Annotated in this window: 15 protein-coding genes; 2 read left to right on the plus strand and 13 right to left on the minus strand. The window is 41.5% G+C overall.

The genetic code is table 11. From position 1 onward, the window contains the following. Positions 1-24: 24 nt before the first annotated feature. The 5 genes from EDD58_RS06390 to EDD58_RS06410 are packed head-to-tail and all read right to left on the minus strand — an operon-like array spanning position 25 to position 4,831. Complete coding sequence (locus EDD58_RS06390; RefSeq protein ID WP_131924034.1) at positions 25-1,560, minus strand: acyl-CoA carboxylase subunit beta; 1,536 nt, start codon at positions 1,558-1,560, stop codon at positions 25-27. Positions 1,561-1,572: 12 nt separating this feature from the next. Beyond that, on the minus strand, positions 1,573-2,349 hold the full coding sequence (locus tag EDD58_RS06395; RefSeq protein WP_131924035.1) for an enoyl-CoA hydratase-related protein: 777 nt from the start codon (positions 2,347-2,349) through the stop codon (positions 1,573-1,575). Positions 2,350-2,355: 6 nt separating this feature from the next. Then, positions 2,356-3,258, minus strand: coding sequence for a hydroxymethylglutaryl-CoA lyase (locus EDD58_RS06400; protein WP_131924036.1), 903 nt, complete (start codon positions 3,256-3,258; stop codon positions 2,356-2,358). Positions 3,259-3,275: 17 nt separating this feature from the next. Beyond that, positions 3,276-3,488, minus strand: coding sequence for an acetyl-CoA carboxylase biotin carboxyl carrier protein subunit (locus EDD58_RS06405; RefSeq protein WP_131924037.1), 213 nt, complete (start codon positions 3,486-3,488; stop codon positions 3,276-3,278). 11 nt (positions 3,489-3,499) lie between these two features. Further along, a complete protein-coding gene (locus EDD58_RS06410; RefSeq protein WP_131924465.1) occupies positions 3,500-4,831 on the minus strand; it encodes an acetyl-CoA carboxylase biotin carboxylase subunit in 1,332 nt (443 codons plus the stop codon). A 273-nt stretch (positions 4,832-5,104) separates the two neighbouring features. Here EDD58_RS06410 and EDD58_RS06415 point away from each other — a divergent pair, with 273 nt between their 5' ends. Beyond that, positions 5,105-5,578 (plus strand): N-acetyltransferase, encoded by a 474-nt coding sequence (locus tag EDD58_RS06415; RefSeq protein ID WP_131924038.1) that lies wholly within the window; start codon positions 5,105-5,107, stop codon positions 5,576-5,578. Positions 5,579-5,626: 48 nt separating this feature from the next. Here EDD58_RS06415 and EDD58_RS06420 read toward each other — a convergent pair whose 3' ends face one another. Both EDD58_RS06420 and EDD58_RS06425 read right to left on the minus strand, forming a co-directional pair. Then, positions 5,627-6,250: an RsfA family transcriptional regulator gene (locus tag EDD58_RS06420; protein WP_131924039.1), complete on the minus strand. Its 624-nt coding sequence runs from the start codon at positions 6,248-6,250 to the stop codon at positions 5,627-5,629. A 343-nt stretch (positions 6,251-6,593) separates the two neighbouring features. Further along, entirely contained in the window at positions 6,594-7,364 is a 771-nt protein-coding gene (locus EDD58_RS06425) for an enoyl-CoA hydratase/isomerase family protein (protein WP_165875842.1), read from the minus strand. 120 nt (positions 7,365-7,484) lie between these two features. Between EDD58_RS06425 and EDD58_RS06430 the strand changes: the two genes are divergently transcribed. Further along, positions 7,485-7,709 carry a DUF2626 family protein gene (locus tag EDD58_RS06430; RefSeq protein ID WP_131924041.1) on the plus strand — a complete coding sequence of 75 codons (225 nt, stop codon included), beginning with the start codon at positions 7,485-7,487 and terminating at the stop codon, positions 7,707-7,709. Positions 7,710-7,815: 106 nt separating this feature from the next. Here the strand turns inward: EDD58_RS06430 and fabV are convergent, their stop codons facing one another. The 6 genes from fabV to EDD58_RS06460 form a co-directional block, all read right to left on the minus strand. After that, complete coding sequence (gene fabV / locus EDD58_RS06435) at positions 7,816-9,015, minus strand: enoyl-ACP reductase FabV (RefSeq protein ID WP_131924042.1); 1,200 nt, start codon at positions 9,013-9,015, stop codon at positions 7,816-7,818. A gap of 32 nt (positions 9,016-9,047) precedes the next feature. Continuing rightward, on the minus strand, positions 9,048-10,157 hold the full coding sequence (locus EDD58_RS06440; protein ID WP_131924043.1) for a class I SAM-dependent methyltransferase: 1,110 nt from the start codon (positions 10,155-10,157) through the stop codon (positions 9,048-9,050). A 47-nt stretch (positions 10,158-10,204) separates the two neighbouring features. Continuing rightward, entirely contained in the window at positions 10,205-11,077 is an 873-nt protein-coding gene (gene resA, locus EDD58_RS15010; protein ID WP_131924044.1) for a thiol-disulfide oxidoreductase ResA, read from the minus strand. Positions 11,078-11,215: 138 nt separating this feature from the next. Then, on the minus strand, positions 11,216-11,929 hold the full coding sequence (locus tag EDD58_RS06450) for a cytochrome c biogenesis CcdA family protein (protein WP_131924045.1): 714 nt from the start codon (positions 11,927-11,929) through the stop codon (positions 11,216-11,218). Positions 11,930-11,948: 19 nt separating this feature from the next. Further along, positions 11,949-12,527: a TlpA family protein disulfide reductase gene (locus tag EDD58_RS06455; RefSeq protein ID WP_131924046.1), complete on the minus strand. Its 579-nt coding sequence runs from the start codon at positions 12,525-12,527 to the stop codon at positions 11,949-11,951. 352 nt (positions 12,528-12,879) lie between these two features. Continuing rightward, entirely contained in the window at positions 12,880-13,506 is a 627-nt protein-coding gene (locus EDD58_RS06460; RefSeq protein ID WP_131924047.1) for an MBL fold metallo-hydrolase, read from the minus strand. Positions 13,507-13,600 lie beyond the last annotated feature (94 nt).

Genomic DNA, 13,600 nt, shown 5'->3' on the forward strand with positions numbered 1-13,600 from the left:
ACTATGTTTTTCTTTTCTTTTCATCTAGACTGGATAAACAGGATGTTTACGATGACTAAAAGTAAGCTGTTTCGATTCATAGGCAGTGAATCGCTGGATCAGTTCCATACGAAGGGTGTCAGGTTGAACGATCCCATCAATAATCAATTCACTCGCTAATCGATAGATATCGATATCTTGTTGATATTCCTTCCGTTTTTCCATTACAAATTGGGTACGTTCTGGTTCCTCTAACTCAGCAATTTTATTACTATAAACAGCATTGACAGCTGCTTCTGGCCCCATCACAGCGATTTGTGCGGTTGGAAGCGCCAAACAACAGTCCGGTTCAAATGCAGGTCCTGCCATCGCATACAGCCCAGCTCCATAGGCTTTTCGGACAATCACAGAGATTTTAGGTACAGTTGCTTCAGACATGGCAGAGATCATTTTAGCTCCATGACGAATGATCCCAGCTCTCTCTACCTGAGTTCCGATCATAAACCCAGGTACATCCGCCAAAAATAGTAAAGGGATATGGTAAGCGTCACACAGAGTAATAAATCGAGCTGCTTTATCTGCGGTGTCTACAAATAAAACTCCACCCTTCACTTTGGATTGGTTTGCAATCACCCCAATCACTTTTCCATCCAAACGAGCAAACCCGGTGATTAGTTCTTTGGCAAAAAGTTGCTTAATCTCGTAAAATGATCCTTCATCAATAAAGCTTGTAATCAACTCCATCATATCGAATGGAGCATTCTGATGATCAGGTACAATCTGCGAGATTGGACGAGCGGTTGGAAGAGGTAGCTTACTTTCAACTGTCTTTGGTTTTTGCTGAAAGTTCGTTGGGAAATAGCTGAGCAGACGACGCGCGGAAGCAATCGCCTCTTCTTCACTGCTAGCCAACACATCCCCACACCCACTTACTGTACAATGCATGCGGGCGCCTCCCATTTCTTCCAATGAAACTTTCTGACCAATCACCATTTCGGCCATCCGAGGAGAGCCCAGGTACATACTTGCATTTTTGTCTACCATGATGACCGTATCACAAAAAGCTGGGATATAAGCCCCACCAGCCGCAGACGGGCCAAATAAAATACAAATCTGTGGAATAACCCCTGATAGCTTCACTTGATTATAGAAGATTCTACCTGCACCTCGTCTACCTGGAAACATCTCAATTTGGTCAGTAATCCGAGCGCCTGCTGAGTCAACAAGATATAAAAGAGGCACTTTTAACTTTTCAGCCGTTTCTTGAATACGGATGATTTTTTCTACCGTCCTTGATCCCCATGAACCTGCCTTCACAGTGGAATCGTTTGCCATCACACAAACCGTCTGACCGTGAATTTTTCCAATGGCTGTGACCACACCATCTGCAGGTAAATCATTCGCCATCACATTGGCAAACAATCCATCCTCTAGTTGAAAATCATCATCAAAGAGTAATTCGAGTCGTTTACGAACAAATAATTTATTTTGACTAGCTAGCTTTTCATGGTATTTGGGAGCTCCACCCGCTTTGACTGAAGCAGTTTTTTCTTCTAGTTGTTGAGTCCATGTTTCTTTCATGATTTCTTCTCCTCACTCTCCATGGTAATTCGGTTTTCGTTTCTCTTTAAATGCCGCTAGGCCCTCTAACCGATCTTGGGTAGGAATTAATATTTCATATGCCTTCGTTTCAAAAGCTAAGCCCACACTGAGTGAAACCTCTAACCCTTGATCGATTGCCGATTTAGCCTGCATCAAAGATAAGGGGGCTTGTTGCTTCATCACTTCAGCCATCTGAAGAGCCACTTCCAGAGATTTTCCTGCAGAAGTGACTTGATTCACTAATCCCAATGACTCTGCTTCATGAGCCGTCACCTTTTTTGCCATAAAAATAAGTTCCTTGGCCTTCGCTTTTCCGATGAGACGTGGAAGACGTTGAGTCCCACCTGCTCCAGGTATAATACCCAGAGAGACCTCTGTCAGACCCATCACCGCTCTTTCATCTGCCACTCTTAAATCACAAGCAAGTGCCAACTCCATCCCGCCACCTAAAGCGAGACCATTGACAGCAGCAATCACTGGTTTAGGCAACTGTTCAATCTGGTTGAATGTTTCCCGAATCAAACGAATATACTGCCTTACCTGATCCTCGGTGAAAGTCCGTCTTTCTTTAAGATCCGCTCCAGAACAGAATGACTTTTCGCCCTCACCCGTGATGACAACAACTCTTGTGGTGCGATCATGACAAAGCTCCTCGAGGATCTGTGAAAGAGTTTGTAATGTCTCTCGATTAAGACAATTGTAAACCTCGGGTCGCTGGATGGTGAGAATCGAAATCCCATCATTTTTCTCCCATTGAACCACGGACACTTTTGATCAACTCCCTCTTTGTTCTTTTTTGCCTATGATGCTCTTTAATACTTTAGAAGGGAGTTGTTTCCCAAGTTTCTGTTCCACCCAAGCACTTGTTTCACAAAGCAGTTCCAAGTCAATCCCTGTTTCGATCCCCATCCCATGTAACAGATAGACTAGATCTTCTGTAGCAAGGTTTCCTGCGGCTCCAGGTGCATAGGGACATCCACCCAATCCACCAAAAGATGTATCTAGGGTAGTCAGCCCTGATTCCAAAGCGGTATAAGCATTAGCTAAACCCGTTCCATGTGTATCGTGAAAATGTCCTGCTAAGCTTCCCGCAGGAAATTGGGTGAATAACTTTTTTAACACTTCTTTGACTTGTATTGGAGTAGCCACTCCAATCGTATCCCCAAGTGAAACTTCATAAACCCCCATCTGAAACAGTCGCTCACATACCTTCGCTACTTGAGAAATAGCAACTTCTCCCTCATATGGACAACCAAAGACAGTCGATACATAGCCACGTACTTTTTTCCCATGTTTAATAGCCTCTTCTACTACTTCTTGCAATACTGGATACGTCTCAGTGATTGATTTATTGATATTTTTAAAATTATGAGTTTCACTCGCTGACATAAATATCGCAAATTCGTCAACCGAAGATTGGAGGGCTCGTTCCAACCCTTTACGATTTGGAACGAGCGCTCGATAGGTGACTGCGGAATGAAAAGGAAGATCTCCCGCCAATTGCTCCGCATCTGCCAACTGTGGAATCCAACGTGGATGAACAAAAGAGGTAACCTCCATGTGACGAATTCCCGAGCGAATCAGTCTATCTAGAATTTCTCGTTTGATTGCAGTATCAAGGATCTGGTCTTCATTTTGTAAACCATCACGTAAACCCACTTCCACTATGGTGATCATGGCGGACCTCCTCTAAACTACTCAAGCTCTAGAAGAGCTTCTCCATCTCCGACAAAAGAACCAACCTCAACCTTGACCTCTTTGACAATTCCACCAGCCTCAGCTTGAATGGGCACTTCCATTTTCATCGACTCTAAGATCACAACATCCTGTCCCGCCTCTACAGAATCTCCTGGGTTTACCAACACTTGTAAAACTGTTCCTGCCATATTTGATAAAATTGAAGCCATTTTCAGTCACCTCATCGTTTTATTTTATGAATCAATTGAGTATCATATTTCCCTTCAATAAAGAAAGGATGATCACAAATTTCTAAGAGTAATGGGATATTTGTCTTAATTCCCCCTATTTTGAACGAATGAAGAGCCTCTCTACTTTTTGCTAAACATTCCGCTCTATTGGAACCGCTTACAATGCATTTCGCAATCATGGGATCATAAAAAGGAGACACCTGATTTCCCGCTTTGACACCTGCATCAATTCTTACTCCATCTCCCGTTGGTGGTTCAAAAGAAGTGACAAGTCCTGGGGATGGCATCATGGTTTGTGGATCTTCAGCATAAACACGGAACTCCATCGCATGACCTTTAGGAGTGATCTCTGCTTGTGAAAAAGGAAGTGGTTTACCTTCAGCTAAATCTAATTGAAGATCGACCAAGTCCAATCCAGTAATACACTCCGTCACTGGATGCTCCACTTGTAACCGCGTATTCATCTCTAAGAAATAAAAATTTTCTTCTTCATCCACTAAAAACTCAATGGTCCCTGCTCCTGTATACATGACAGCTTGAGCAGCTTCCACCGCTGTAGCCAATAGTCGCTGTCGAGTCTGCTCCTTGATCGAAGGAGACAAGCTTTCCTCAATCACTTTCTGGTTCCTTCTCTGAATCGAACACTCCCGTTCAAATAGATGCAAAACTTTTCCTGCGGAGTCTGCAACAATTTGCACTTCAATGTGCCGGGAACTTTCAATCCACTTTTCCATAAATAAAGTATCGTTTCCAAAATAAGCTTTCGCACGTGCTTGTGCAGATGGGAAAACCTTCTCCAATTCGTCCACCTGATGGCAGACGTGCATTCCGATTCCACCACCCCCTGCACTTGCTTTAATCATAATGGGATAACCCATCTGTTCGGCAGCCAGCTTTGCTTCCTCTATACTATCTAAACCATCTGTGCCAGGTACAACTGGAATCCCTGCTCCCATCATCACCCGACGAGCAGTCACTTTATCTCCCATATCTGCAATCACTTGGGGTTCAGGCCCAATCCAATTGTAACCGGAATGTTTAACCTTTTCGGCAAAGATGTGGTTTTCAGATAATAATCCATAGCCAGGATGGATGGCATCTGCTCCTGTCTTTTGAGCTACCCGTAAAATCGTATCCATCTGCAAATAGCTTTTTGCCACAGGCGGGGGACCGATGCAGACTGCTTCATCAGCCGCATGAACGAATGGTAAGTCTTGGTCAGCTTCTGAATAGATCGCCACGGTTTTAATCCCTCGTTGTTGACAAGTACGAATGATCCGTAACGCTATCTCCCCTCGATTTGCAATTAATACTTTGTGAATAGCCATAGGTCACCTCATTATAAAAGAATATTTCTTGGGGATCTCTCTGGGTAAAAACATAAATCTATTTGAAGATGTTCGACAATCACTCTTTTTAATCCTTCTTAAATGAAAACCTTTTCATTTTGATTTGTTTTTAAGAGGCTGGTAATCATTGGATGATCAACACGACTGCTAAAGCCTCATGTTATCAAGCACTGGAGTCGATTTATCTAACAGGCTTTGATACAATAAAAAAGAGCAAATTCCCCTTTTATGATGGGAGGCAATGAGATGACTCCGTATAAAGTAGAACAACTCAAAATCAATTATAAGACATTAGAAGAATTTCAAAAGTTCCGAGAGTATGGTTTACCAGAACTGTCCATGTTGGAAGACCTACAAGCAAATATTATAGAAAACGATAACCGCTCCCCTTTTTATGGAATTTATCAAGATGGGCACCTAGCCGCACGAATCAGTCTCTATCACATTGATGCTAAATATGATCGTTACTTTGAACCAGCTCAAGACTATTATGAGATTTGGAAACTTGAGGTGTTACCACAATATCGTCAGCAAGGGATGGGGTCAGCTCTCATCTCCTACACAAAAAATTTATCACTTCCAGTGAAAACCAACGCACGCCATCGGTCTGATCCATTTTGGTTAAAGATGGGTTTTCAGCCGGTTCATTATAATCCGGTCAGAGATCGTGGAGAAAGCCCTTTTGTCTGGCTTCCTTCAGGGGTCTCATTAAAAGATTGAAGTGATAAAAAGACCCACGGTCTCCAAGATTGTGGGTCTTTGCTTTCGTTATTTTTTTTCTACACGCTCTAGATTCCCGTTTGCTTCCATTCTGAATTTAGTTTGATTACTAGCTTCCTCTTCATTCACAAACAGAGCCATTTTACGAGCACGTTCCATGATTTGCACTAGAGTTTTATAGTCATCATTAACCAATCGATAATCACTCTGTACGTGGTTCAGTTGACTCTTCATCTCCTTATTCTCTCGCTCAAGCTTTAGCATTCGTAACTCTCTGTCTTCCAACTCTTTTTCTAATTGCTTTTGTTGTCTTCGTAAATCGTTCACTTCGTTTTTATGTTGTCTCAAAAATCGAATGATATGGTCAAGAGAGTAACTAGGATCTTCCATCGAACCATACTCTTCTTCATGTGTCCGAAAAGAAGAAAGCCTACCTCTTTCTTGACTTTTTTTGTGCCTTTGCGACTTAGCAATCTGAATCGCCGCTTCATATTTTTTGCGAACAGTGCTATTCCAACGGAATCCACAAGCTGCAGGAGTTCTTCCGAGCTTTTCGGCAACCTCCTCAAAAGCAGACAATTGTGTACCTCCGTCACGAATATGTCGCAGTGTAACCTCTGCTAAGATCATATCATCATCAGGTGTCCATGCATCTTGGCGTTTGACAACCATGCTAGTACCTCCTATCATGCCTCTAGCATACATAGTCCTATAAACATCCGTACTTTACTGTATGCAAATGATATAAATCATAGTATATAGCTCTACTAATTTTTATTACCAAGAGCAGCTGGAAGTATACCTGATGAAATCTATTATGAACATTTTCAGTCACATATTGATCCAAACTCCGTCGGGTCGCTAGTTCTCTGTCTCGCTCTCGGATCGAATCCACAAAAGTCGTTCGTCAGAAAAATACCTCTCCTCCGAGGTTCATTAGATCATGTCTGATTCTCTCGGATTTTGTGCACCCATCATTTTTAAATCTAGTCCACGTTTTCTTTTAGGAAAACTATCATGTCTTTTTTCGAGTCCTCTGCAAGAAAGATTCCACCGCTTGGTGGTGTTCATCACTCTCCCAACAGCGGGAGCAATGAGTAGCTTCCAATTGGTATAAAGGTTGGTTGAGTTGAACGCCATCCATTTGATTCGTTAAGTTTTTATAAGCTTGGATTACTGAAAGAGGAGCTTGCGTAAATTTTTTGGCATACTGCTCAATCTCATCTACAAAGGCATCAGAGCCCACCAGTGAATCGACTAATCCAATCTGTTTGGCCTGTTCCGCTGATATCTTTTCACCTGTAAGCAACATCTTTAACGCTTCACTTTTTCCCACTTTCCTGATCAATCGAGTCGCACCACCCCAACCTGCCGTAATGGCTAATTTCACTTGGATCATGCCAAATTGAGCAGATGGAGAAGCCAAACAAAAATCACAGCTTGTTACAATTTCGCAACCCCCACCAACTGCTACTCCTTCCACCGCAGCAATCGTCACTTTCTCGGATTGATTGAATCTCTCTAGGATCCTACCCATCCGTTCCATCACCGGATAGATTTCTTGCTCTGTCTTTAGTTGATGAAGTTCCGCTACATCTCCCCCAGAGGCAAATGCTTTTGAATCGCCAATGAGAACTAACACTTTTATTTCTGGATCTATAGACCATTCATCCAATATTTGTTCCAACTCTGTCATCATTTGTTGATTGACAGCATTGCGAACTTCCGGTCTATGAAAGCGAATCCATCCAATTCCATCTCGTTTTGAACAAATAAGTGTCTGCATTTTGAACATCCTTTCCGTATCGCTTGATACACAGGTAGGTGAAAGGTATAATAAATCTGTATTGACAGTGGAAGACGACTCAATTTTTACGTCAGCATCACAAAGGAAGGAGTGGGACAATTGGGCCGCATGTTCCGCGTACTAGGTTTTTGGACCTTCGTCATCGCACTTTTATTTTTAGCGGGTGGCATGTATATACCTGCAGGTCTCTTTTTAGCGCAAACGATTGCATTTGTGGTATTAGGCTACCTCAACTTCACTGAGAAAACCTATATGTACTTATTTGGCGGGTATATGTTCGTTTCTTTTTTAGCAATGGTAGGTTATTCTACTTTTATGATGTAAGACAAACAACCGCCTATGATTTATTTCAAGCTCCCATCGATGGGGGCTTTTTATTTAAAGAGAAAAAGGAGCCAGTCCTAGCTAGACTGACTCCTCATCAGATGGGTTATGCCTCAGAATGAATGCTAGGAATTTGAACTGCTGGCTCTACATCCGCTTCATAATCTACAGCTTCATTTTCAAAGCCAAATAGTTGGAAAAACTCACGACGATACCCTTCAATGTCTGAGATCTCAGATAAGTTTTCACTACTTACTTGCTCCCACCGCTTAACCACTTCTTGTTGAATTTCTTCAATCATTTCAAGGTTATCGACTCGAATCCGACCTCTTTCATCAACACGAGTCTCTTTTTCACCATACAATTCTTCTGCAAACAGTCGGTACATTTGTTCAATACAACCCTCATGTAAACCTTTCTCTTTCATTACATCAAAGAGAAGAGAGATATAAAGAGGAACAACAGGAATTGCTGAGCTAGATTGGGTCACAACAGCTTTATTCACGGAGACAAATGCTCGTCCTCCACGTGACTTTAACTTATTAGAAATTTCATGCGCTGTCGCCTCCAAGTGATCTTTTGCCTTCCCAACTGTCCCCTCGCGATAAATCGCATGAGTAATTTCGGGTCCAATATAAGAGTAAGCAAGAGTCGTCACCCCGTCAGCCAATACACCCGCTTCATCTAAAGCATCGATCCACATTCCCCAATCTTCGCCACCCATTACAGCAATGGTATTTCGAATCTCTTCTTCCACGGCTGGCTCTAAGGTAAGCTCTGATACTTTTCCAGTATGAAAGTCAACCGTTTTATTGGAGTATGCTTCACCAATCGGTTTAAGAACAGATGAAAAAACCTCCCCAGTTACTGGATGAACCCGCTTCGGAGCTGCTAAGCTATAAATAATTAAATCGACTTGACCCCAATCTTTTTTAATCAGATCGATAGTTTGCTGTTTAATTTCGTTAGAAAAAGCATCTCCATTAATACTTTTCGCATATAATCCTGCTTGTTGCGCAGCCCCTTCAAATGCTGCTGTATTATACCAACCAGCTGTGGCTGTACGATTGCCTGAACTAGGTTTTTCAAAGAAAACACCAATTGTCTCTGCTCCAGCACCCATGGAAGCTACAATCCGAGAAGCAAGACCATAACCAGTCGAAGATCCAATCACTAACACTTTTTTAGGTCCTTCAATATGTGGTTGATTCTTAACATATGCAATCTGTTCATTTACCTCTGCTTGACAACCAGTTGGATGAGCAGTAGTACAAATAAACCCACGAAACTTTGGTTTGATCATCATCAAATATACAACCTCTTTCATCTTAAATTCAGTTAACTTTCTTTCAGGACAATATTTTTCACCTGTAAATTTGCGAGAAATGCCTCTCCCATCGCATGAGGATGGATCAATTGATGGACGACTCTCATTTTTTTGGCTTCTTGACTAAAAGGATCTAAAATCGGCTCCCTTGGCAAATGATCTAAGATCCCTGTCCGCAGTAAAAATTGGCTTTGTGAAAGGGTAAAAATCGTTTCAAGACCTACCTCTTTCCCCCACTTTTCCAACCATTCAAAATTAACATTTGCGGTTAAGTCAGTTTCACCTGGATCTTGTAACCAATTGTTATGTAACTGATGCTGGCGAAAACCACGTAAAGTCCCATCTGAACGTACCAACAAATCTTGAGTACATCCCCCGTAATCAACGGTTAACAGATATCCTTTTTCCATCCATGTGGCAATTTCTTTGAGCCAACGGCGTGCCTCGATGTGGATTTCTAACACTTGCCCGTCAGCCCCTTCGATCGGAGTCTCTTGCAGAAACTCTACCAACTCTTGGGAAGAAAGCTCATTCCAACTCTCATAAAATGATTGTTGAGATGAATCCACAACGATAAACGATTCTAGCCATTGTCCTCCTTCTCTTTTTATCCGATAAACAGGGAAGGCGTCAACTAGTTCGTTACTATACAGAATACTAAAAGGAGAAGGAGGAATCTTGGAAATCTGTTCCACCCATTCGATCTCAACAGGACAAGTAGCCAACAGTTCTTGTTGTAAACGGCGATGGTAAGAACTTGTTTCTACGATAATCACTGAGAGTTGAGAGGGATTTTGTCCCGCTTCTAGTAAGCCTCGAATCACCTGCTCCGTAAGACGTCCATCTCCAGCACCCATCTCCACACATGTCCAAGCTTGATCATGAGCTTCAGGCTTCTGTAGACGATAAAACCAGTGCCCTAAAACTTTTCCAAACAACTCTCCGACATGAGCATTGGTGAAAAAGTCCCCATTTTTTCCGAGCTTCTGTTGTTCCCGGCGATAATATCCCCATTGCGGATGGTAAAGTGCCAGTTCCATAAAACGTTTACAAGAGATCCGATGGTGTGGGTTCTGATTCATCTCGTTTAAGATCAATGAATGAAGTGGATTCGCATTCATCGTAGTCTCCTCTCATGCGAAAGGTTCATTAAATATTACACACTATACTACTTTGTTTCAACAGGTCCCGTCCACTCCAGCATACCGCCTTTTAGATTATGGAGATTCTTAAAGCCTTTCTTAGCTAAAATCTCTGCTGCGATCACACTGCGATTACCACTACGACAAACAAGTAATATTTCTTTATCTTTATACTGAAGTAATTCATCCGCTCGTTGTTCCATTTGATCATGAGGAATCAGAATCGTATTAGGGATATGTCCTTCTTGATACTCTTTTTCCGTCCGAACATCCACCCATACATATTGATTCCGTTTCTCCTCACTCACTTGGCTAAGTTGACTCGCCTCGATATCCGTATACGAAGACATAGGCGCCTCACCTTTCTGGTTTCTTGGTAAAATCGGATTAATATATAGCTCTAACTGACTAGTATCAAGCTCTCCATTCACCTTTCGAACAATCTTCCCTTCTGCATCAATAAAAAATGAGCTAGGGATGGGTCCAATATGGTACAGATCTACGATATCCCGATCTCGATCCATCCAGATGGGGAACGTAAGCCCTAATTGTTTGGCAAATGAAGCTGCTGCTACATCGGTTTCACCAATATTTACGGCAACAATTTCGAGCCCCTGATCTTTATATTTCTCATAAATCTCTTGCATCGCTGGCATTTCTGTCCGACAAGGTCCACACCAGCTACCCCAAAAATTGAGCATCACTGCTTTTCCGCGTAGTTGACTCAAACTCATCTCTTTGCCATCCAAAGTGGTAAGTGTGAAATCAGGGGCGACATCCCCAACCTGTGGTTGTTTTTGATTACCACCTTGGATCACTTGATAAAGGGCAACCCCGACCAAAGCAATTAAAGCGATAAAAATAATTCGACGCACCCAGTATCTCGTTTTCTTGTTCATTGTATCACCGTTTCCTTCCCCCCACTTATTGTATCAAAAAAAGTGATCCCTGACCCTATATCCATAATCAAGTCTTAACAAGAAACAACAAGCTGATCGGGCTCTCCCACTCAGCTTGTTGTTGTTTCCACTGTTCACTTAGAACCCTTGAAACCCTGTAAGTCTTATAAACCAAGCACTGATTGCAGCCATTTGATCTGTATAAAGTAAAATCCCTAAAAGGATCATAATGGCTCCACCGATCTTCATCACTTTGGACGAATATTTCAGAACCCAGCGTGACTTTCCTAAGAAAAAGGCCATCGCTAAAAAGGGAATCGCAAAGCCAAGTGTATATGCAGTAATATAGACAAATGCTTTTTCAGGGTTTAGAAAAGACATGGATAAGACCGCCGTTAAAATAGGACCTAAACAAGGAGTCCAACCAGCCGCAAAACCAATTCCTACTAATGTCGTACCAAAATAACTAATCCCTTTTTTAGAAACATCCCATTTCTTTTCTCTCATTAAGAATTTGGGTTGGAAAATGCCCATAAGGAACAAGCCCATAGCAATGATAAGTACAGCACTTAACATACGAATCAGATCTTTGTAATCGCCAAAGAAGCTTCCCAACCAACTGACTGTAAATCCTAAAGCGTAGAAAACGAGTGAAAAACCCAAAAGAAAAAAGAGTGCATGTACCATCAATAACTTCTGGATTTCACGTTGTCGTCCATGGTCTCTGATTTGTGATACTGATACTCCTGTAATATAGGAGAGATAGGAAGGGTACAACGGTAAAACACATGGAGAAATAAAAGAGAGAACACCAGCCCCAAAGGCTAGCCACAGAGTTACTTCAGAACCCACAAGTCTCCCCTCCTTTTATTTATTTGTTGATCACTTGTTCAATCCATTGCTCAAGCTCTTTATTACTGGTATAACCTACTTTTTTGTAGGCAACTTTCCCATCAACATCGATCACATATGTGAATGGTACTCCGATCACCCCATATTGACTTGCACCCACTGTTTTGTTTTTGTCATCAGGGCGATCGATCAATGCTGGGAATGTAAACTTTTCCTCTTGAAGATATTGATAAGCAGCTTCATCATCAAATTCTAACGCGGCTTCATTAATCATCAGAAAATTGACCTGATCTTTGTACTTTAGATACGCTTCTTGAAAGTCGGGCATTTCTTGTCTACATGGCTCACACCAAGAAGCCCAAAAGTTGACAACGGTAGGTTTACCTTGATGTTTATATAATTCTACTTGTTGCTTCCCATCTAGTGTAGGTAAAGTAAAGTTCGGAGCACAATAACCTTGTTCAGCACGAACTTCACCCTTACAGTCTGCCTCTTGCTTCGTCACTGTCTGCGAAGACTCAGGCCAATTGAACCAAATTGTGATCAAGGCGATGATGATAATCAGTGCAAAAATAATGCCATTTCTCCACTTGCTCATGTACGTTCCTCCCTTTATCTTAAACAAGAAAGCGGTTTATTTCTTGATTAATTATGAAACATTTGTTTCACTCTAATAGAACCTTATTCACACAAAACTTCGATTTTAGACCCTTGACTTACTTACAACAAACTTTATATCTAAGCCTTATTCATATGATTAAACAAGATGAACTTAAAATAAAAAAGATGAGCACTCATCAACTCATCTTCATCATACCACCAAACCTTTCACCAACAAACATTTAAAATGATTCTAATCTATCATGATCTTTTTACGAGTTGATTCAACTTAAAGCGAACACCAAAAAGCCCTTATCTTTTTAAGAAAAGAGCTTTTTGGGAACCAATCCCTATGTTAAAAATGGATTTGACTTTTGTTCTCGTCCAATCGTTGTTTTATCTTGATGGCCAGGATAAACATTCGTTTGTGGAGGCAGTTTCAATAAATGATCGTGAATCGAATTCATCAAAGTTGCATGATCTCCACCAGGTAAGTCTGTTCGTCCAATCGAATCCATAAATAAAACATCTCCACTAAAAATCGAAGAACTGTGTAAGAAAGAGATGCTACCTGGTGAATGTCCAGGTGTGAAGAGAACCTTAAATGTTTCACCTAAAAACGTTAATTCTTCATTCCCATGTAAAAAGTGATCAGCTGGCTGACATACAATCGAAGGAAATTCAGGCCATCTACTAGATCCATTCAATTCAGGATTCGTTAACCACTCCTGCTCGTTCTCATGAATGTAAACTGGAGCTTTAGTTAGATCACGAACTTCTTCCAATCCTCCAATATGATCAAAATGGGCATGGGTTAACAAAATCGCTTCAATATGTAAATTCAACTGTTTCACTCTAGAGATCAGCGCTTGTGGGTTCATTCCTGGATCGATGATAATACCATGCTGATTGTCTTCACTCAATAACAGATAAGCATTTGTCATAAAGGGACCTAAAGCAAAGGTCTCTATTTTCATTTTTATCACCTTCCTTGGATTTATTGTAGCAGTTCAGCTCCTTATGTACATGCTTTTTTTGGAGCAGGACACACTAATCACCAAGCACTATTAT

The sequence above is a fragment of the Hazenella coriacea genome, from assembly GCF_004341825.1.
Classification (GTDB): domain Bacteria; phylum Bacillota; class Bacilli; order Thermoactinomycetales; family Thermoactinomycetaceae; genus Hazenella; species Hazenella coriacea.

Excerpts from the sequence above, each read along its gene's own strand:
- EDD58_RS06390 (WP_131924034.1), bottom strand. The coding sequence starts at position 1,560 with ATGAAAGAAACATGGACTCAACAACTAGAAGAAAAAACTGCTTCAGTC.
- EDD58_RS06400 (WP_131924036.1), bottom strand. The coding sequence starts at position 3,258 with ATGATCACCATAGTGGAAGTGGGTTTACGTGATGGTTTACAAAATGAA.
- EDD58_RS06405 (WP_131924037.1), bottom strand. The coding sequence starts at position 3,488 with ATGGCTTCAATTTTATCAAATATGGCAGGAACAGTTTTACAAGTGTTG.
- EDD58_RS06415 (WP_131924038.1), top strand. The coding sequence starts at position 5,105 with ATGACTCCGTATAAAGTAGAACAACTCAAAATCAATTATAAGACATTA.
- EDD58_RS06420 (WP_131924039.1), bottom strand. The coding sequence starts at position 6,250 with ATGGTTGTCAAACGCCAAGATGCATGGACACCTGATGATGATATGATC.
- EDD58_RS06425 (WP_165875842.1), bottom strand. The coding sequence starts at position 7,364 with ATGCAGACACTTATTTGTTCAAAACGAGATGGAATTGGATGGATTCGC.
- fabV (WP_131924042.1), bottom strand. The coding sequence starts at position 9,015 with ATGATGATCAAACCAAAGTTTCGTGGGTTTATTTGTACTACTGCTCAT.
- EDD58_RS06440 (WP_131924043.1), bottom strand. The coding sequence starts at position 10,157 with ATGAATGCGAATCCACTTCATTCATTGATCTTAAACGAGATGAATCAG.
- resA (WP_131924044.1), bottom strand. The coding sequence starts at position 11,077 with ATGAACAAGAAAACGAGATACTGGGTGCGTCGAATTATTTTTATCGCT.
- EDD58_RS06455 (WP_131924046.1), bottom strand. The coding sequence starts at position 12,527 with ATGAGCAAGTGGAGAAATGGCATTATTTTTGCACTGATTATCATCATC.
- EDD58_RS06460 (WP_131924047.1), bottom strand. The coding sequence starts at position 13,506 with ATGAAAATAGAGACCTTTGCTTTAGGTCCCTTTATGACAAATGCTTAT.